The 17,376-nt window shown below is 40.7% G+C and carries 22 protein-coding genes; 4 read left to right on the plus strand and 18 right to left on the minus strand.

The window, feature by feature from the left end; all coding sequences use genetic code 11:
- Positions 1–2: 2 nt before the first annotated feature.
- From C9991_RS08635 to C9991_RS08685, 10 genes are all read right to left on the minus strand, one after another.
- Positions 3–206 carry a hypothetical protein gene (locus tag C9991_RS08635; RefSeq protein ID WP_106812155.1) on the minus strand — a complete coding sequence of 68 codons (204 nt, stop codon included), beginning with the start codon at positions 204–206 and terminating at the stop codon, positions 3–5.
- Between the two features lie 4 nt (positions 207–210).
- Positions 211–717 (minus strand): hypothetical protein, encoded by a 507-nt coding sequence (locus tag C9991_RS08640; RefSeq protein WP_106812156.1) that lies wholly within the window; start codon positions 715–717, stop codon positions 211–213.
- Between the two features lie 16 nt (positions 718–733).
- A complete protein-coding gene (locus C9991_RS08645; protein ID WP_106812157.1) occupies positions 734–1,096 on the minus strand; it encodes a hypothetical protein in 363 nt (120 codons plus the stop codon).
- A 6-nt stretch (positions 1,097–1,102) separates the two neighbouring features.
- On the minus strand, positions 1,103–1,678 hold the full coding sequence (locus C9991_RS08650; protein ID WP_106812158.1) for a hypothetical protein: 576 nt from the start codon (positions 1,676–1,678) through the stop codon (positions 1,103–1,105).
- Positions 1,679–1,841: 163 nt separating this feature from the next.
- Positions 1,842–2,456 carry a hypothetical protein gene (locus C9991_RS08655; RefSeq protein WP_157949424.1) on the minus strand — a complete coding sequence of 205 codons (615 nt, stop codon included), beginning with the start codon at positions 2,454–2,456 and terminating at the stop codon, positions 1,842–1,844.
- Positions 2,453–3,493 carry a toprim domain-containing protein gene (locus tag C9991_RS08660; protein ID WP_106812160.1) on the minus strand — a complete coding sequence of 347 codons (1,041 nt, stop codon included), beginning with the start codon at positions 3,491–3,493 and terminating at the stop codon, positions 2,453–2,455. Before C9991_RS08660 ends, C9991_RS08655 begins: the two co-directional genes overlap by 4 nt.
- Positions 3,494–3,498: 5 nt before the next feature.
- Positions 3,499–4,182 carry a P-loop NTPase family protein gene (locus tag C9991_RS08665; RefSeq protein ID WP_157949425.1) on the minus strand — a complete coding sequence of 228 codons (684 nt, stop codon included), beginning with the start codon at positions 4,180–4,182 and terminating at the stop codon, positions 3,499–3,501.
- Entirely contained in the window at positions 4,124–5,464 is a 1,341-nt protein-coding gene (locus C9991_RS08670; protein ID WP_106812162.1) for a DUF7833 domain-containing protein, read from the minus strand. Before C9991_RS08670 ends, C9991_RS08665 begins: the two co-directional genes overlap by 59 nt.
- 281 nt (positions 5,465–5,745) lie before the next feature.
- A complete protein-coding gene (locus tag C9991_RS08680; RefSeq protein ID WP_106812164.1) occupies positions 5,746–6,060 on the minus strand; it encodes a hypothetical protein in 315 nt (104 codons plus the stop codon).
- Positions 6,038–6,367, minus strand: coding sequence for a hypothetical protein (locus tag C9991_RS08685; RefSeq protein ID WP_106812165.1), 330 nt, complete (start codon positions 6,365–6,367; stop codon positions 6,038–6,040). The genes C9991_RS08680 and C9991_RS08685 overlap by 23 nt, the downstream gene beginning before the upstream one ends.
- 145 nt (positions 6,368–6,512) lie before the next feature.
- Here C9991_RS08685 and C9991_RS08690 point away from each other — a divergent pair, with 145 nt between their 5' ends.
- Positions 6,513–6,887, plus strand: a complete 375-nt coding sequence (locus tag C9991_RS08690; protein WP_106812166.1) for a helix-turn-helix domain-containing protein — start codon at positions 6,513–6,515, stop codon at positions 6,885–6,887.
- Positions 6,888–7,140: 253 nt separating this feature from the next.
- Here C9991_RS08690 and C9991_RS17055 read toward each other — a convergent pair whose 3' ends face one another.
- From C9991_RS17055 to C9991_RS08715, 5 genes are all read right to left on the minus strand, one after another.
- A complete protein-coding gene (locus C9991_RS17055; RefSeq protein WP_232823287.1) occupies positions 7,141–7,251 on the minus strand; it encodes a hypothetical protein in 111 nt (36 codons plus the stop codon).
- A 210-nt stretch (positions 7,252–7,461) separates the two neighbouring features.
- The gene (locus tag C9991_RS08700) at positions 7,462–8,910 is read right to left on the minus strand and encodes an AAA family ATPase (protein WP_106812167.1); all 1,449 of its coding nucleotides are present in this window, start codon (positions 8,908–8,910) and stop codon (positions 7,462–7,464) included.
- A 323-nt stretch (positions 8,911–9,233) separates the two neighbouring features.
- The gene (locus C9991_RS08705) at positions 9,234–10,322 is read right to left on the minus strand and encodes a hypothetical protein (RefSeq protein WP_106812168.1); all 1,089 of its coding nucleotides are present in this window, start codon (positions 10,320–10,322) and stop codon (positions 9,234–9,236) included.
- Positions 10,323–10,394: 72 nt separating this feature from the next.
- Entirely contained in the window at positions 10,395–10,898 is a 504-nt protein-coding gene (locus C9991_RS08710) for a DUF4186 domain-containing protein (RefSeq protein WP_106812169.1), read from the minus strand.
- A 32-nt stretch (positions 10,899–10,930) separates the two neighbouring features.
- Positions 10,931–11,788, minus strand: a complete 858-nt coding sequence (locus C9991_RS08715) for an SDR family oxidoreductase (protein WP_106812170.1) — start codon at positions 11,786–11,788, stop codon at positions 10,931–10,933.
- A 166-nt stretch (positions 11,789–11,954) separates the two neighbouring features.
- Between C9991_RS08715 and C9991_RS08720 the strand changes: the two genes are divergently transcribed.
- Positions 11,955–13,310 (plus strand): MATE family efflux transporter, encoded by a 1,356-nt coding sequence (locus tag C9991_RS08720; RefSeq protein ID WP_106812171.1) that lies wholly within the window; start codon positions 11,955–11,957, stop codon positions 13,308–13,310.
- Between the two features lie 122 nt (positions 13,311–13,432).
- On the opposite strand, the gene C9991_RS08725 is transcribed toward C9991_RS08720, so the two are convergent.
- From C9991_RS08725 to C9991_RS08735, 3 genes are all read right to left on the minus strand, one after another.
- Positions 13,433–13,561, minus strand: coding sequence for an ABC transporter permease (locus C9991_RS08725; RefSeq protein ID WP_106812172.1), 129 nt, complete (start codon positions 13,559–13,561; stop codon positions 13,433–13,435).
- An 8-nt stretch (positions 13,562–13,569) separates the two neighbouring features.
- Entirely contained in the window at positions 13,570–15,021 is a 1,452-nt protein-coding gene (locus C9991_RS08730) for a DUF4270 domain-containing protein (RefSeq protein ID WP_106812173.1), read from the minus strand.
- Positions 15,022–15,085: 64 nt separating this feature from the next.
- Positions 15,086–15,883: a glycogen/starch synthase gene (locus C9991_RS08735; RefSeq protein ID WP_106812790.1), complete on the minus strand. Its 798-nt coding sequence runs from the start codon at positions 15,881–15,883 to the stop codon at positions 15,086–15,088.
- 253 nt (positions 15,884–16,136) lie between these two features.
- Between C9991_RS08735 and panC the strand changes: the two genes are divergently transcribed.
- Entirely contained in the window at positions 16,137–16,991 is an 855-nt protein-coding gene (gene panC, locus C9991_RS08740) for a pantoate--beta-alanine ligase (RefSeq protein ID WP_106812174.1), read from the plus strand.
- A 14-nt stretch (positions 16,992–17,005) separates the two neighbouring features.
- Complete coding sequence (gene panD, locus C9991_RS08745) at positions 17,006–17,353, plus strand: aspartate 1-decarboxylase (protein ID WP_106812175.1); 348 nt, start codon at positions 17,006–17,008, stop codon at positions 17,351–17,353.
- The last annotated feature ends 23 nt before the right edge of the window (positions 17,354–17,376 follow it).

Raw genomic sequence — 17,376 nt, forward strand, 5'->3', positions numbered from 1 at the left:
GTTCAGTCCTCCAATAAGTGTCCTTTGCGTTTTAGAAACGCCTTGACCTCATTCATAAATGTACATGAATCCTTTTCCAGTTCAAGAATCTTCTTCTTACCAAAACCAGCTTCTCTACAAAGCTCCATAGCGGTTTGGTCATCCTTCATAAAGGTTATGACGTTCTGAATGACCGACCATTGCCCTTTTTCAAATTCTGTAATCATATCTTTAATGTTTACTTTCCAGTTTCATTCTTGTTTTATTTAATTCTCTTATTGCCGCTAAGTTCCAAGCTACCAAAACTAATGTAATAATCATATAAGACAGTCCGATGGAAATCAGCAACGCTAAAATAAGACTTCTTATCAGCGTGAAGTGTATTGCAAGCCATAAAGTCACAAGTAAGAATCCGAATATGACAAAAATAACTGTTTTGCATTTTTTGTCGTGTTCGAAATTATACAAGTTTATGCCTTCCACGGAAGCGTTATTCTTGGCTATGTCATAGACCTTCTTTGTTCTGTCAAACACTCTCTTGAAGTTCTCGTCTGACGCAATAATTTCCGCATTACAAGCAAGCAGCAATAGAACATAGACAACGAAAAGCAAGGTCGGCGTAATGCCCCTTCCTCCTTCATTTATTGACTCATCGCACCAAGCGAAAATTCCTACGATACCTATACCTGAAAGTATAGCGATGCCGTGCAGCAAACTGATACCATTAATCTTTTTCATTGATATATCTTTTTATTTAGTCAAACAATTCGAGTTGTCGTATATCATATAAGTTGATGCCTTTTCTGATTTCAGACAACATTTCTTTTTGGAACTTGCTTTTTTTCTTTTCTAAAGCAAGTCTCTCTAAACGTTTAAGAGAATTGTAAATTGCTTCCTTCTGGGAGTCATACAACTCACGACTCTTTCTGTTGCAACCGCAGCTTGCACAGGAATCTCCCATATTGCAATCAAGCCCACATACCCATCCTTTAGGAGTTAATGCGGTAAAGACATCAAAAGACCATCCCATAGAAGGCTTTCCTTCACTAATCCATGAAACTGGAGTATTGGGATTGGTACAGATATTATTCTTGTTAAAAACAAACGTCTTATCCATAATTTCCTATTTTAATTGTCCTTTACACATGGCTTCTGCATAGTGCAGGACATCACGCATAAAAGGAAGATTAATCTTATCTATTTCCCCATGTTCCAAGGCTGCCAATTGCTTCTGGAATATCTCATGATCATGTTCGAACGAATAAGCCAGGAAATATCTTAGCCACATTTGCACACTCTTAGGTCGAGGCAAGTTTAATTCATTAAGAATCATTACAGATATTCTTATCTCGTTGAGCCAGTTGAAGTATATACTTGAACCGTTCTCATCAATGAAACCGAATAGCATGTGAGCCATGCTGTCAGTTCTGTCTATAGCAATTTGGAAACAATCGATATTGAACTTGTCTCTCAACTTGTCAGACAAGGCGAGAAGTTGCTCAATCGTAGTGGATGCCTTAATCAAAAAGGACATCTTTCTGATTATCTTCATTCTGGCAGTAGGGGTAAAATGCTTATGTTGTATAACCCTATCTGTAAGCTCCTTAAACTTCTCCTCGAAATCAGCTTTCTGCCAATACTCAGGAGTCTTTTCCAATCCATTTTTACAATGGATAATAGTGAAAACATTGTCTATCATATATATAACTTTTTAGTAGCCGCATAAATGCGGACGATTCATTCATTTTTTCCAAAGGTCACCATCACGATACGTATGCTTTATCTCATATATAAAAGCTATTGCGATTGCAATGATGACCACACCAAGTGCTATGCAAAGTATCTTCATGCTGTTATACCCTTTATTTGTTGACTTCTTCCAAATAGGCATGGGCAAAATCATGCAATGTTTCATTGGCTGCATACAGAAGGCTACAGTCATGCACATGCTTGAAATTGCGGTTCTGTATGGTTTTGGCTATAGTATAGCCAGTGTCATTATTTGGGAAGAACATATAAATATTCTCGTAATCGTCTGTATCAACTACCATAGGTATGAAGTTTCTTACATCAGACATAATGAAACAGTCGCAGTCTTTAGGAAGATTCAGAAAATGTTTCTTCTGGATGGAGAGATAAGCAAGATAATCCGTAAACTCCCAAAATAGACAGCAATGCTTATTGCTGTCGTCTTTAGAGTGGGCAACAAAAACATATCCTTTGTTATCCAATGTTATAGGATTTTTCATATAAAGTGGATTAATGAACTCTATCCCACCATTGACATTTCTGATGCCATACCCTCTATAGTTTCTGTTGAACGAGGAAAATTCAACAAAATAGAGGTTGGGAGAGATTGCCCATTTTTCTGTATTGTGCTGCTTTGCCAACTCTTTTCGTTCTTCGTCTGTCATAGATACAAGGCGAAGATTACCTCCTAAATGACTGTATTCTACTCTTCTTTTTGAAATTTTCATGTTCTTTGTTCATTAATGAGTTTGATAAAATCTTCCGTTGTATTGCCTATGGCGAAATAGTCACTGATGTCTTTCTCTTTCTTGCTACCTTCCAATGGTAATTGAAGACGAGAAACATTGTATCTATTTTTGAAGTCTTCGACTCGTTCTTTCGACTCCTTGATGCCTGTTTCATCTGAATCATACAGAAAGATTATTTCCTTGAAACGCTCAGAAAGTTCTTTCAACTTATCTTCCGGCACCTTTGCAGTCTCGCTGTTGAAGGCTATTCCATAAAAACCATGAGCTGCAAGCGAAAGCACGTCTTTCTCACCGCCTGTTATGAATACACGTTCTCCAGATGTAGGCAATTTGTTCCATCCGAAAATATATGGCTTGGGTAAGTCACCTGCATACATGAAACGATATTCAGACTTTGGACGATAAAATTTGATGCCAAGCCCTCCATTGAAGTAATATCCATATATAGGAACAAGTTCACTGCTTACGATAGTAAATTTCTTTCCGTCTGTTTTGACAAACGAACAGCTTTTGATACTTTTCACGTCGTATCTCAGCAGCGTTTTCTCATCTATCCCATAACGTTGCCAATATTCCAACTCTTTGTCCGAAAAATGCTTTGTTATAGGTTTGAACTCAGAAATGGAACATTGCTTTTCCTTGCTACCACAGGCTATGACCTTTTTCAGCTTCACCTGTTTGCTATGAAAACCATCATCATAAGATGAAAACACATTGAGTTTCATATCTCGGTCAATCTGTTCAAGAAGTCGCTTGAAATCTGTGTTTAAGTTATAGTCAAGCAATTTGGCAACAATAACAAAACAATTACCACAGAATTTGCTATCACCGAAGTCTTGAAGGAAATAGTAGTAACTATCTCCTCCAGACTCGTTCTTATACAGACGGCAAGATGCCCTTTTGTCCTTACGATAAGGATTGCGGAAAAACTGGGCAGTACAATCTTCGCCAAGGTAGTGCTTGAAAACGTCAAGTCCTCCATGGGTCTTTTGCAATATTTTCTTAGCTTCTTCCATCCCAATTATAATTTATTTAAAAACGTATATTCATTAACCTTAACTCTAAAATCTATGTCTGGCATAACGATGATGTCGAACATTTCATTCATTCTTGCAGCTATTCTGTCTCCATACTTAGGGCGAATTTCTACGTTTGCAATGTTTGTTGTCATTATAGTTGGCAAACGAGCCTCGTATCTATAAGCCAGAATATCGGAAACAGGAGTGTATTCATTGCCGTATGAAGAGACAACCGTAGGCTCCAAGCCAAACTCATCTATACCAAGTATAGTGGAGTTCTTGTATTGCTTGAATGCTGTTTTGTCTTTGATGGCAACTTCACATAGCTCTTTAGCCGTTTGGCATCTAAAGCCTAACACCTTGTTCTCTGAAATCGGGTTAGGATCTTCAAGTTCCAAAGCATTGATAACTTTTCTTATTGCCATAAGGGTTGTTGTCTTTCCATTGCCAGGAATGCCATTCAGCAGCAGACCCCATTTCTTTTCAGGTGAGACAAGCCAATTGGCAACTGCTTCCAACTGTTTGCTCTGCTGCTCATTTTTGATGTAATGATGAAAACCGCTTTCCACGACTTTTTCAAACGCACATTGCAAGCCTCGCTTGCAAAGGTCTTCATCAATAGGCAGCTTAGAAAGATTGGGTATAGACTGCTCCTTCAGACGACTTAGGAACAAATCTACTTCCATTTTGCTTGCCTTGTTTAGAAACTCCATATTGATTATTACTTTTTGATGTTGCACTATTATTTTTATAAAGCCAATCTACAAAATGGCTCTTGTAATCTTGAATGTCCGTATGAGTTGTCTTTCCTCGACATATCATGTCTAAATCGAAATCCTCCAACCTACACTTTACAAGTTCAACTCTGGCAAGAGAGAACTTTCTTGCGATAGCTCCAAGCCAAAGCTCATCCTGCTCCAAAAGCTCCAGGAAACTTTCTTTCCTTGCTTTCTTTTGTTGGTTTTCTTTCTCTTCTTTCCCATCCAAAACTTCCAAATTCTCAACTTCTCTCGCATGCGCGGATGTTGATGATATATTTTTCTTTATTTCTTTATTTCTTATATTCTTATATGTTGTTACTTGTATGTTATCTGTGTGTTGGTCGTGTGTTGGCTGCATGTTAGCAGTATGTTGGTTGTATGTTAGCTGTGTGTTAGTTTGAGAATCATTATCAATGTAACCCATTACACCACAGGTGTTTACATCCAAATTTGGTTGGTCGCTTTTCGAGGCGAAAACCAAAGCTTGCTGCACACTTTCACACTGAATGTTAGTTGTATGTTGGTTGTATGTTAGCTGTATGTTAGAAGGTGCAAATCCAGACTGGTAACTATCATAATTACAGATAGTTATGATGTGTGGTCGGTTGGTCGCTTTTTGAGAAATTAATATTTCTTTAGATTTCTGCAACTTCTCTATACACGTTCTGATACTCCTGTCCGATATGTTGGTCGATTCTGTCAGAGACCTTCTTGTCACCATTATTTGACCTCTTCCAAGAATATTCTCACCATTCGCAGAAGGACAGTAGTTAACATTCAACAACAGGTGTATGAACAGATGAAAGGTTATGGCATCCTTGTACCAACGCCAATCTTCTATCTTACGATACAACTTTACCCAATTTGGGTTGAGTTCGTCCTTACCCTCTGGCTGAAAACTATCATACGCCACGACAGATATTGTTGTGTGATGTTTGCAAGACAAAACTTTTATCTGTTTGGTCTTCAATAACTTCTTTATGCAGGTTCGCACTGTCTGCAATGACAAACCAGTATTGTTGCACAATTGTGCATAGCTTGTGAGCATCTGTCCTCTCTTGATAACCACTTCCCCTATTTCCTTGTCGGAAAATGAGGCGTGAAGAAGAATATGCAGGTACAGAAGCACCATGTGCGAATCTTTATACCAACGCCAATCACAAAATGTTCTTGGCAATTTTATCCAACTATAATCCAAACCTATCATTCTAATTCACATTAAGTTCATCGTCTTCACATCGTTCAATAACGAAAGACAACATTAGATTACCTTTCTTTGACATTATCTTTATGTAATCTTCACAGATAACCAGTTTGCAGAATTTACCTATCATGGAATGGTGCTGGTGCCAATAATATTTCTGACCATTTATGGCACTCGATATTGCCTTCAGATTCTTCTGACATTCTTCCTTTTTCGGATGAGGATCATACAAATTAGGCATAATGTTGAACAGAAGACATTGCATCCACAAAGGTTTCTTAGCCTTATATATGTTTTTTTGTATTCTGTACATGGACATAACTGGAGAAGTAATCTTGTTGTTGATTGAAGAGAGTCTTCAAATCCGACATTTTATACTCTATCTTTCCTGGTCGCTTGGCAAATGGTTTAAGTCTGCCTTCCTTCACCCATCTACGCACATTACCAGTTCCATAACGTCTGTATGCCTCTCTTTGAGAACAGACGGTCTGTGGAGTTTTCTTCATCATTGCCACAAGTTTCGGGGCAAGGGCATCCGTTAGCTTGGCAATAAAAGCCTCATAAGCTCCACGGTCTTCATCCAATATTATCTGTACCATAATAATTATTATTAGGATTATTCATATCAAAGAAGTAAGTTGGTTTGGCAGCTCGTTCTTCGGCAGTAGGATAATAAAGCGGCTCTTGGCTGCTTTTGTACACACCTGCCTTTGTGAGCATAACTCTTATACCAGCTCTTGTAAGCTCATACTTCTTTGCCAACGCTTCGAAAGCGCAATTTGGAGAAATAACCTTTTTCTTAATCATTTCACCGAAGGTATTAAGATATTCATCAACCACCTTCATTCTTCTCAGTTGGCTTTTTGGAAAAACCTCCTGATAAATTTCAAGATTTTCTTTTGTCATATTACTTTTTTTATTAATTTTGCAAAGATAATGGATAAACTTTCGAAAGAATATCCTTAAACTTTCGTGTGCAAAGATAATAAAATTATTAATTACATATAATAAAACACTTAAATATATAAGAAATATTAACATAAATAAGGGTATGGATGGACTTGAATTAAAGAAAATCTTAATCGGCAAGGGCTATATGTTGAAAGACATTGCCGCCAAATTAGGAATGACACAACCTAATTTCAGCCAAATAATAAAGGCACAGGATATAAAAACTGGCACATTGGAGAGTATCTGTGATGTACTTGGCGTAAAGATGGATTTCTTCTATGGCGAGACAAAGTATGCTCCTGTTACCAAACAGGAGCCAACCGAAGATGACCAAATGGCAACCGAAGACCTTAGCCAAAAGGTTCAGTATTTGCAAGGTCAGTTGACAGCAATGAAGGAAGCCTACCGTTTCCTTCTCGACAGCCTTTCAACAAACGGCTCGTCTAATACTTTGCGTCAAGCAGCGAACGAGTAAAACATGAGTGTAAAATCATCTATCATGATTTCACTAAAGGTAATAAGAAAAAGTAATATACTATAAATATATATGGAAATGTTTTACATATGTTTCCGATAACTTCACGCATCTCCCATTTACAAAGGATTTTTTGCTGCGGCTCAGGGCGCAATTGAAGGATAATACTTGAATAGTGAGAATTAGTTAAATATGAGGCAAGGGTCTTGGAAACAGACCCTTGCCTCTGCTTTTATTACGTACGTTCAGCACATTACGAAAGCATATACCAAATCACAAAAGGAAATGCTATTCTAAGAAGTCGCTTTTTGTAAAAATCCTTCATGGAGATTTTGACGGGGAGAAGAAGTATTCCCGTAATCATCACAAATAAAGGTACACATGGTCTGAGAAATGAGCCATATATACTACCCCAGAAGCTCTAGTCTGGGTTTGACCGGGCTTCGGGTGACACGTTGAAGGGTCTGAGCAATGGACACATATAACCATAAAAATAGCATTCAGCTTTAATACGTCAAGCCATACATTCTTTTCATTCTTTTTGATTTAATATTTTAAAGTATACTTTGTCTAATTAAATAAACAATTCATCCATCGTAATCTGTTTCTGTACGATGTCGCTATGTTTGTTCTGCTTCAATCCGAAAGACGTAATCAATGTGAGGAGAAGCGATTTGGAAGTCTTCGTCTCTTCTGTAAAGATACGAAGTTTCTCCTGCAATTTCTCCTCATATTCCTTGCTGATTTCGAATTCGCTCTTGTAGAATTTCATCTCACAGATGTTGATGGTTTCATCTTTACGGTCTATCAGCAAGTCTATTTGAGTTCCCTTTTCTGTGTTGCTGCTTCGCCATGAGCAAACCAAGGTCTGTACTCCCGAAATTCCCAGGGCATGCTTTATTTTTTCTATATGGTTTAGACAAAGCATCTCAAACGACAGTCCTGCCCAAGTATGGTATAGCTGACTGTTCTGGGAGGACGACCAGAAACTGGAATCCTGATACTTGTTGTGCTTGATGAACCGGAAGTAGAAGAGCGTATAGAAATCTACCAATTGGAATAAGGTGTTTCGCTTTTGGCGAATGTCGGAAGATATCTTGTTGGCTGTGCTGAATGGTTCATATAGACGGATGAATCCGCATTGTTCTAATTCTTCCAGTACAGTAGAGAAGGCACCGTTATCTTTTCCTCCCGATGCCTTGACCAGTTCCTGTCGGGTCATACCCATTCCTTTGGTAGCAAGGGCAGTAACCACGGCGATATGGTCGGCTGATTTCTTAAACAAAGCTCTGTATAAGTCGTTGAATTCATCTTTCAGTTCTGCATTGTCTGCGAAAAACAGTTGGTCGATGTTCTGTACCAGACTTTTCGACTTATCCATCATAGACAGATAATAAGGTATTCCTCCCATAACCATATAGCATTCTGCTATCTGTTTTCGGCTGTAGCCGAAGTGGTAAGCCTTGAAGTATTCTTCGCATTCGTGCAGGGTGAATGGTTTTACAATCAGATGATGGGTCAGTCGGTTGTGCAAGCCACCACGGTTGCGAATCAGGTTGTTGATCATCCAGGAGGTGGCGGATCCGCAAACTATGAGTTTGATGTTGTTGCGCAGTACTGCCCAACTGTTCCAGAAGTTTTCCAGTGCAGGTATGAATCCCGATTTGGCGGTATCCATCCATGGCAATTCATCGATAAATATAACTTTCTTGCCTTCCGGAAGTGTTTCTATGTATTGTGACAGGGCATAGAATGCCAGCAGCCAGCTCTTGAATGTCTGCAGAGTGGTGGAGTGGGTATATTTTTGCAAGGCAATGCTGAAGTTGACAAGCTGTTCGCCTTTGGCAACTCCGTTCATTCCAGTCATGAAGAAGGCAAAATGATCCTCTACGGCTTTTCTGATGAGAAAAGTCTTGCCTACACGTCGTCTTCCATAGACGGCGATAAACTCTGATCTATCGGAGTTTATATATTCATTGAGAAGTTTGAGTTCTGCTTCTCTTCCTATCAGTTTCTGTTCCATCTCTTTCGTTATTTTCTGCGCAAAGATATAAGAAAATACACATTAGCGCAAATTATTTGCTGATAATTTGCGCTAACGGTGCGGAAAAGGCATATTAGCGCATATTATCTGCGTGTTTTTGTCTTTTCATTTAATACAGAACCATCGGCAAGAGGGAGGATAAACAGGGGCTACTGTTTCTTCGATTTGCCCCATTGATTTGTTTGATGGTTGATATAAAATACACTTTTAAGGACGACTTTTTGTGTTCTTTGAAATAAAAAATGTATCTTTGTATTCGGAAATATCAAATAATCAGATAGTTATGAAGAGAAATCTGCATATTAATAGTCGTGGTATGCATTCTCGTGAGAACGTAAATCTGCAGAATTGGTAAAGGTTGCGCCACACGACCTGCATACATATTGACCATTACCACCTCCTGTTGCTATTCCAAGACCAAATCCGGTCATGGCATCTAATTGCTCTTTGGTAAAATGTTGGTTGTACCATTCCAGTTCCTGTTTGGTAAATACTTTGGAACGAATGAAGTCGAACAGCAAACTTCTCAAGCTTATGTTTGAGCTATTACTGCGATTTACCGGTGTGGCAGTAAAGATATCCAGATTGCCATTATTTTTGTTTATTTGGAAAAGTCTCCATTTAGATGATGGATTTCCAACAGTATTGACTCCGTATGCGATAAGTTTAGAACAGATATAATCTTCTTTCAGCTTTCTTGGATAGTTACCAGAAATGGAATAATTTATTTCATCCATTTCTTCTTTGGAAATCTCTCTGTAATAATACTGGTTTGCATAATTTCTGTTAGTCTGTACTATAATGCCACAATCGCCCCTCTTTTGTACGTTGTACGCCATTTCTAAATGGGTTATTCCGGCAGCTTGCGGTAGTAGATCTGTTAGAACATTCTCAAAGCCCGAGGGTCTTCCGAAATATTTATCCTTAGTATCTTCTCGTGTTATGACTTTATCAAATCCAGAAGGATATATATAATGCTTGTCGTCAAAGTCAAATACAACTGCGTCATGCCATCTCTGTCCGTTGAACATCAAATAGCCGTATTTGTTTTGTGTACAACCTAACGACAGAAAGTAGTTTTTCATAATTGTTTTCTTCTGAGCTATACTTCCTCTTCCCCAGATTCTTGAAAGAAGATCGTCGACCTCGAAATTCATTAGACGAATGAATTCTGTTTCTTCACGAGCATTATCTTTCTTTGCAATTAGTGTATGAAACCCATTTGGGTATGGTTTTTCCAAAGTCAACTTGATTATGCCTTTGGGGGCAACAGCAATCAAGTTAATCTTATCAGGAATTTGCATTCCTTTCTTGTAGTCAGATCTAATTTGAGCTAGGGTTACTATCGATAAAGATAGTAATAATACAGCAAAGAGAAATCTTTTCTTCATAATTTTTGTTTGATAATATTTGTTGTTTTTATATATTGTACTTGTTTGTCTATATTGTCGAAAGAGACGTGCTCACGAGTAGTGCTTTTCAATCCAAGCCATAAGTACAGCAACAGCATATTGCTGTTCTTCCCTTGTAAGCAGCCTTCCTGCTGGTATATGATGCCATTTGGAGAAACAGCCACGGCAACAGCAGCCTGTGGCATGTTGTGCAATAAATACAGGATGTCCTCTCATAGGAGTCTGCTTGCCGTCGTTGGGAATAATAGCAGGCGCAAGACGTTTGGTCACGAAATCCTCTGCATGTTTGCGGATTGTGGCTAAACCTTTCTCGGCTATGTATTCCCTGTCCTTTTGTGAGAGGTGGAATCGGCTGCGGAATGCAGACTTTGAAAGCCTTTCAAACAAATTGGTAAAGTCATACTTATTGCTTTCGTCTGAGCTATACTCATTGCCTTTGTCTGAATTATACTCTTTGCGTTTGTCCGAGTTGTATTTCTTGTTCCATTTCGAATCGGAACTCTTTTGAGTTTCCTCCTCTTCCTCTGGGAATAAATTCAGTTCAACGTATTTCATAGTTTTTTTTAATTGTGACTAATTATATAGTATCAAGGTTTTCTATTCATTAGCGCCTTCTCTATACCCTCAACGCTGTCGTTGAAGCGAATGCCGAAATTGTTTATTAGCGAACAGTCCATTGTAAGGTTTCTTGTTTGTTCGCTAAATCTTTCCTCATCGGGTAGGATAAACGTTGAAGGCTCTTTAGCGCCCATAATATTTGCAACTTTCAGAAACAGTGTATAGCTGTCAATATGGTTGCCACTTCCATAGTTGTATATGCCTCCAGGCAGCTCAAGTGTTTGTTCCATATTTCTTACCACCTCCCAGATATTGGTTACGCCACGATATTCGTGTGTGGCTGCTTTGATGGTAGTGCCCTCGTCTAATGCCTTCTGAATATTTACCAATATGTTGCTGTTTAACTTCATAGGGCTACTGGGCACGTCGTACATCCATGTTAGTCTTAGAGCTACAGACATAGGATTGTTTCGCAATGCTCTTTGCTCAGCCTCAAGCTTGTGCCGACCATATACGTTGACAGGCTGAAATACATCCTGTTCCTTAAGAGGTTCTGAGACAGGAGTTCCATTATATACTTGGTCGCTGGACATAAAAACCAGTTTGGCTCCAATATGCTTGCAAGCCTTTGCTATCTTAACGGTACCTTGCACGTTAACCCTATGCGACTCGTCAGAATGTTGCTCGCAATACCAAGTGTTGCTTAGGGCAGCGCAATGCAGTACAATATCCGGTTGAAATTGTTCCATATATGCCATAACAGCCTCTTCGCGACTGACGTTCAGTTCGCTGTGTGTTGGCAACAGCAACTCGTATTTGTCTTTATAGTATAAGGCCAACCTGCTTCCTAAGAATCCAGAGCTGCCAGTAATAAGTAATTTCTTCATCTTTTGAGATATTGTTTTGTGGTTTATGACTCAAAGGTACTTAAAACGAAGTGAAAAACTGCCTATTGTTTAAAGAAAAATCGTTAAATTTGTAAATCCCTTTCATCTGCAATGCCAGGTATGGTGTTGTGGATGCACATAAATCAACAATTAATAAAAATATATAATGTCAGAGAAACTAACAAAGGACGCGATAGACCTTAGTACGCTCAGTATTCCGCGCCTCTTCGGGCGTTATTTCCTTCCGACACTGTTAGGTATGCTCAGCATATCGGCAATGACAGCCATTGACGGCATCTTTGTAGGTCATGCTGTAGGAGCCGACGGTATAGCAGCTATAAATATATGTGTGCCAATATTTATGGTGGTTACCGGGCTGGGTTTGATGATGGGAGCTGGCTGTTCGGTAGTTGCGTCTATACATATGTCGCAACTCAAGCTAAAGGCTGCCCGCATCAATGTAACGCAGGCATGGATATTTGCTACCATGGTTATTATTGCAATGATAATTCCAGTTATGTTCTTCCCATCGGCAATAGGACGTATGCTTGGATCGTCGGATGCTCTGTTGCCATTGGTACGAGAGTATATGCTTGGTTTTATGCCAGGCGAGTTGTTTGGTGTGTGGGCAGCATTGCTATTATTTGTCATTAGACTTGATGGCAGTCCGCGACTGGCAATGTGGTGCAATGTGGTGTCGGCAATAGCCAATATCTTTTTTGATTGGTATATGATAGTATACATGGGGTGGGGACTGTTTGGTGCAGCTATTGCCTCTTCGTTGAGTATGGCTATTGGTGGCATTATTGCTGTATGGTATATGTGCTTTGCGGCTCGTCAGTTGAGGCCAATACGTTTGAAGTGGAGTTGTCGTTCGTTGCTGTATTCCATACGCAATATTGGTTATCAATGTACAATAGGCATGTCGGCACTTATGGGCGAGTGTACAATGGCTGTGCTTGCGCTTATTGGCAATTATGTATTTGGCGCTTATCTAGGCGATCCGGGAATAGGCGCCTTTGGTATAGCTTGTTACTATACCCCCTTTGTATATATGATAGGCAACGCCGTTGCACAGTCGGCACAACCCATAATAAGCTATAATTATGGCAGTGGCGATAGCTGTCGTGTACGTTCCACATTGCGTGTGGCTCTGCTTGCTGCAGTAGTGTGTGGTGGTTCGGTGAGTACGGCATTTGTGTTCTTTCCTTATCAGCTTGTAGAATTGTTTATCAATACCAACGAGGCAGCCTTTCCACTTGCTGTTAAGGGATTTCCGCTAATGGCAACAGCGTTTGTGTTCTTCATAGTAAATCTCACGCTCATTGGCTATTATCAAAGTGTGGAGCGTGTGCGTCCGGCAATGGTATTTGCCTTGTTGCGAGGCATCTTTTTTCTTGTGCCATGCTTTCTTGTGCTGCCATTGTGGTTTGACGAAACAGGTATTTGGATTGCTCTTGGCATGTCGGAGATGCTAACAACGCTATGTATAATAGGGTATATGTGGCATGGTAATAGGTAGAACATGGCATACCGACTTAAGAAGAAGCAATATTTTGGAGAGTAAATACAAAAATAAAAAGAGGAGGGAAGCAGTGTTGCTTTCCTCCTCTTTATAATAATGTGTGTATTGATCGCTAATTGTCAATCGTTATTAAAGCGTTCGCGAGCTCTTTTTAATATAGCCGCCACGCTGGTAGCTGGCTTTTTGGTTTGTTGCTGCTTGCGCTCTTCGTAGTCGCGTCTTTGGCGTTCGAGAAAATTATCTGCCATGACTACTCTTACTTAAACTTACTGTAAATAACACTAATCTTGATTTCGCCATACTTACTGTTGCTGCCACCTACAAGACGTGTGCTCGACATGGACATGTCGTGAGTAACGCTGATAAGCTCGGGAACATTGTTTGTGGTGTTGTAGGTAACCGATACCGGAATGATAACCACCTTGTTCCAATCGGCCTTGGTACGGTCGCCCGACTGGTAGAGATGCTTTACAAGGCTGCCTATATTGTTGAATGTATAGGTGTTGCTTGAGCTGTTGTAAGCGGCAAGGAACGACGTCTTATAGTCGGCAATACGGTTGTTTTCGAAGAACGAGTACATATCGGCCTTAGGCAATATGAGCAAAGTTTTTGGTATACCGAAGGCGTACTTGCCAGACACGGTGTTGTTGATGCGCTTAAGCACCACCTTAGCCGTGTTGATAGTGTCGTTCTTGTGGCTGTATGTCTTGCCATCGGCACCAATGTATGTCTTCTCAACAATCTCGTCAACAGGCAATGTCATCTCGGTGAAGATGCCAGCCGGACTCTTGATATAGGTACAGGTGTTGTCGTCGACCAACTTCTTGATAACCGCCTTGTCATTAGAGATATTGGTAGTTTGAAGCACCTCTTGTGTACCAGGGAACGATGCCATAGATGTTACGATAGTATCGCTCTTGGTTCCGTCGGTCTTGGTGTAGGTAGTCTTATGACGGAAGTACACATTAAGCTGACTAAGCGAGATATATGCCATAGAGCCTATACCGCCCATGGTCTTGAAGTAGAATCCCGGTACAAGATTGTGAATAAACGTGTACGAGTTCTTGAAGGTTTCAGGATTTTTGTAATACTTCTGAATAATCTTCGAGCCATAGTCCTTGTTGAGCGAAATGCGAATGTTAGGCATATAGTCGCTTCCCTTGCGTGTGCTCTCGTCGACATTAAGGTCGGTAAGAGTGTAAACCTTGTCGGCCTTGAGTGTGCTGCCAGGAGTGATATAGTCCTTCTCTGGATTGAAGTTAGAGTAGAACTTCTGTCCTTCCTCAACAGGCTTTGACAGTTCGTATGCCGAAAGCTTCATGGTAGCGAGTGAGTCGCCATAGTAGCTTGTGTAGTAGAGACGTATGTCGCAAGAGTCTGCCACAACGTTGCCCTCTGCATCAAGGCTTATGATGTTCTGCTTTTCAGGGAATTCAAAGTTCTCTGGTGTATAGAACTGTGTCATGAAGTTGCTCGTAGTGTAGGCACCTGTCTCAGGGTCGCGCACCATACCAAGGTATCCTGTAATGCTGCGCGAAAGAACCGAGTCGGCCACGATAGATCGTGTAGTAACCTTAAAGGTGTCGGTCATAACGTTCAGCTTGTCCACATTGTCGGTAAGCGACGAGCCAATATTGTCGGTTGTGTCGTCGCACGACACAACGAAAAGAGCGGCAAGCATCAAGCCTGCCAAGTATTTTATGCTCATAGTATTTGCAAAAATGGTGTTACTGATAAAACCTTTTTAATCTGTTTGTCACAGCATGTATGGCTTACAGCTCCTCGTAGAACTTCTTGTATGCCACGGTGTAGTCTTCGCCGGGGTAGGCAAGAACAGGTATGCCTTTGCTCTTGGCATATGCAATTAGTTCGGGGTTTGCACCTTCTTCTGCCTCAACTACAGCGTCGCTGTTGTCGATAGCAAGCTTGCCAAGTTCCATAAAGTCGAAGTCGTCCTTGTATGCTGAAAGGCTGTCTACAGTTACGTCCTTGAATTCGAGACAGTTCTTGAAGTTGTCGCCAATATTCTTCTTAAGTCCGTCGGCAAAGACAGATGTCACAACCTTAGTGTCGGCAAAAGCTGGTTCGGAGTTGTATGCAGCCTTGATAAATAGTGGCACTATATAGCCCATCCATCCTTGACAGTGGATGACATCAGGCGACCAGCGCAACTTCTTGACAGTTTCGAGCACACCACGAGCAAAAAATATGGCACGCTCGCCATTGTCATCGTATTCCTCGCCATTTTCGTCTGTAGCCATCTTGCGCTTCATGAAGAAGTCATCGTTGTCGATGAAGTATACCTGCAAGCGTGTCTGTGGTATTGATGCTACCTTAATAATGAGTGGATGGTCGGTGTCGTCGATAACGAGGTTCATGCCCGAAAGACGTATAACCTCATGCAGTTGCCCCCTACGCTCATTGATGTTGCCCCACTTGGGCATGAATGTGCGAATCTCTAAACCTTCCTCCTGCATTTTGCTTGGCAGGTCTCTGCCCATTACAGAAAGTGTAGTGTCTGGAACATACGGGGATATTTCCTGATTGATGAATAAAATTTTATTTGCCATGCTTTTTTGTTTTATAGGTGTGCACACTATAACGACAGACAACGACGGTGTAGCCTCATGTGTACACTTTTGTCTGCAAAGTTACGAAAAAAAACTAAGATAATTGCCAAAAAAGCCGAATAACACCTTTTAAATAGTGTTTTTGCCATATTTTTAAATTAATTCTTTCTTATTTAAGAAAAAAGTTGTTATTTTGCATCGAATTTAGAAAACAGACAAGCCCCGTGAGGGTTTTTAAAAACTTATTGTAAAGATGAAACTGTTCAGAAGTATTGTTGAACTTCAGAATGAGTTGTTCGAAGTTCGGAAGGAAGGAAAGAATGTTGGTATTGTTCCTACAATGGGAGCATTGCATGAAGGTCATGCCTCACTTGTAAAGCGTAGTGTAAAGGAGAATGATGTAACCGTTGTATCTGTTTTCCTCAATCCGACCCAGTTCAATGACAAAAAAGACTTGGAGCGCTATCCGCGCACACTTGATGCCGATTGTGCCTTGCTCGAATCATGTGGTGCAACTTATGTGTTTGCCCCATCAGTGGAGGAGATGTATCCAACACCAGACAAGCGTCAGTTTGATTTTCCGCCCGTAACCACAGTTATGGAGGGAGCTCATCGTCCTGGTCATTTCAATGGTGTGTGCCAGGTAGTATCGCGCCTGTTCTATATAGTACGTCCAGACCGTGCCTACTTTGGCGAGAAAGACTGGCAACAGATAGCAGTAGTAAAGGCTCTTGTGCGTTTCTTGGGATTAGGCGTGCAGATTGTTGAGTGCGATACAGTGCGCGAGGCTGATGGTCTTGCAAAGAGTTCGCGCAACACATTGTTGTCTGCCGACGAGCGTGCCATAGCACCTAAGATATACGAGGCCTTGAAAGCAAGTAAGGAGTTTGCAAAGAACCACACTCTTAAGGAGACACACGACAAGGTAGTGGCAGACATCAATGCCGTTGATGGACTAGAGGTGGAATACTACTCAATTGTTGACGGCAACACTCTGCTTGACGTGGAAAACTGGGACGACAGCGACTATATTGCAGGTTGCATAACCGTGTATTGCGGCAAGACCCCGATACGCCTTATTGACCACATCACATACAAAAACAAGTAAGCAACGATAAAATAATGATGATAGAAGTACTGAAGTCGAAACTTCATTGTGTACACGTGACACAGGCCAACCTCAACTATATGGGCAGCATAACCATTGACGAAGACTTGATGGATGCAGCCAATATGATTGAGGGCGAGAAAGTACAGATAGTGAACAACAACAACGGCGAGCGTTTTGAAACATACATTATCAAGGGTGAGCGCGGTTCGGGATGTATATGTCTTAACGGTGCTGCGGCACGCAAGGTGGCTATCGGCGATACGGTGATTATCATTTCTTATGCACTGATGGATTTTGAGGAAGCCAAGTCTTTCCGCCCGACAGTGGTGTTCCCTGAGGACAACAAGATAGTGAAGTAAATCCGGTAAATCGCTTTTGACAT

Source organism: Prevotella merdae, from assembly GCF_900290275.1.
Classification (GTDB): Bacteria; Bacteroidota; Bacteroidia; order Bacteroidales; family Bacteroidaceae; genus Prevotella; species Prevotella merdae.

Coding starts and splice junctions, on each gene's coding strand:
- C9991_RS08705 (WP_106812168.1), bottom strand. CDS start 10,322: ATGAAGAAAAGATTTCTCTTTGCTGTATTATTACTATCTTTATCGATA.
- C9991_RS08715 (WP_106812170.1), bottom strand. CDS start 11,788: ATGAAGAAATTACTTATTACTGGCAGCTCTGGATTCTTAGGAAGCAGG.
- C9991_RS08710 (WP_106812169.1), bottom strand. CDS start 10,898: ATGAAATACGTTGAACTGAATTTATTCCCAGAGGAAGAGGAGGAAACT.
- C9991_RS08720 (WP_106812171.1), top strand. CDS start 11,955: ATGTCAGAGAAACTAACAAAGGACGCGATAGACCTTAGTACGCTCAGT.
- panC (WP_106812174.1), top strand. CDS start 16,137: ATGAAACTGTTCAGAAGTATTGTTGAACTTCAGAATGAGTTGTTCGAA.
- C9991_RS08660 (WP_106812160.1), bottom strand. CDS start 3,493: ATGGAAGAAGCTAAGAAAATATTGCAAAAGACCCATGGAGGACTTGAC.
- C9991_RS17055 (WP_232823287.1), bottom strand. CDS start 7,251: ATGATTACGGGAATACTTCTTCTCCCCGTCAAAATCTCCATGAAGGAT.
- C9991_RS08700 (WP_106812167.1), bottom strand. CDS start 8,910: ATGGAACAGAAACTGATAGGAAGAGAAGCAGAACTCAAACTTCTCAAT.
- C9991_RS08680 (WP_106812164.1), bottom strand. CDS start 6,060: ATGGTACAGATAATATTGGATGAAGACCGTGGAGCTTATGAGGCTTTT.
- C9991_RS08690 (WP_106812166.1), top strand. CDS start 6,513: ATGGATGGACTTGAATTAAAGAAAATCTTAATCGGCAAGGGCTATATG.
- C9991_RS08685 (WP_106812165.1), bottom strand. CDS start 6,367: ATGACAAAAGAAAATCTTGAAATTTATCAGGAGGTTTTTCCAAAAAGC.
- C9991_RS08655 (WP_157949424.1), bottom strand. CDS start 2,456: ATGAAAATTTCAAAAAGAAGAGTAGAATACAGTCATTTAGGAGGTAAT.
- C9991_RS08730 (WP_106812173.1), bottom strand. CDS start 15,021: ATGAGCATAAAATACTTGGCAGGCTTGATGCTTGCCGCTCTTTTCGTT.
- C9991_RS08650 (WP_106812158.1), bottom strand. CDS start 1,678: ATGATAGACAATGTTTTCACTATTATCCATTGTAAAAATGGATTGGAA.
- panD (WP_106812175.1), top strand. CDS start 17,006: ATGATGATAGAAGTACTGAAGTCGAAACTTCATTGTGTACACGTGACA.
- C9991_RS08665 (WP_157949425.1), bottom strand. CDS start 4,182: ATGGAAGTAGATTTGTTCCTAAGTCGTCTGAAGGAGCAGTCTATACCC.
- C9991_RS08735 (WP_106812790.1), bottom strand. CDS start 15,883: ATGGCAAATAAAATTTTATTCATCAATCAGGAAATATCCCCGTATGTT.
- C9991_RS08640 (WP_106812156.1), bottom strand. CDS start 717: ATGAAAAAGATTAATGGTATCAGTTTGCTGCACGGCATCGCTATACTT.
- C9991_RS08635 (WP_106812155.1), bottom strand. CDS start 206: ATGATTACAGAATTTGAAAAAGGGCAATGGTCGGTCATTCAGAACGTC.
- C9991_RS08645 (WP_106812157.1), bottom strand. CDS start 1,096: ATGGATAAGACGTTTGTTTTTAACAAGAATAATATCTGTACCAATCCC.
- C9991_RS08670 (WP_106812162.1), bottom strand. CDS start 5,464: ATGATAGGTTTGGATTATAGTTGGATAAAATTGCCAAGAACATTTTGT.
- C9991_RS08725 (WP_106812172.1), bottom strand. CDS start 13,561: ATGGCAGATAATTTTCTCGAACGCCAAAGACGCGACTACGAAGAGCGC.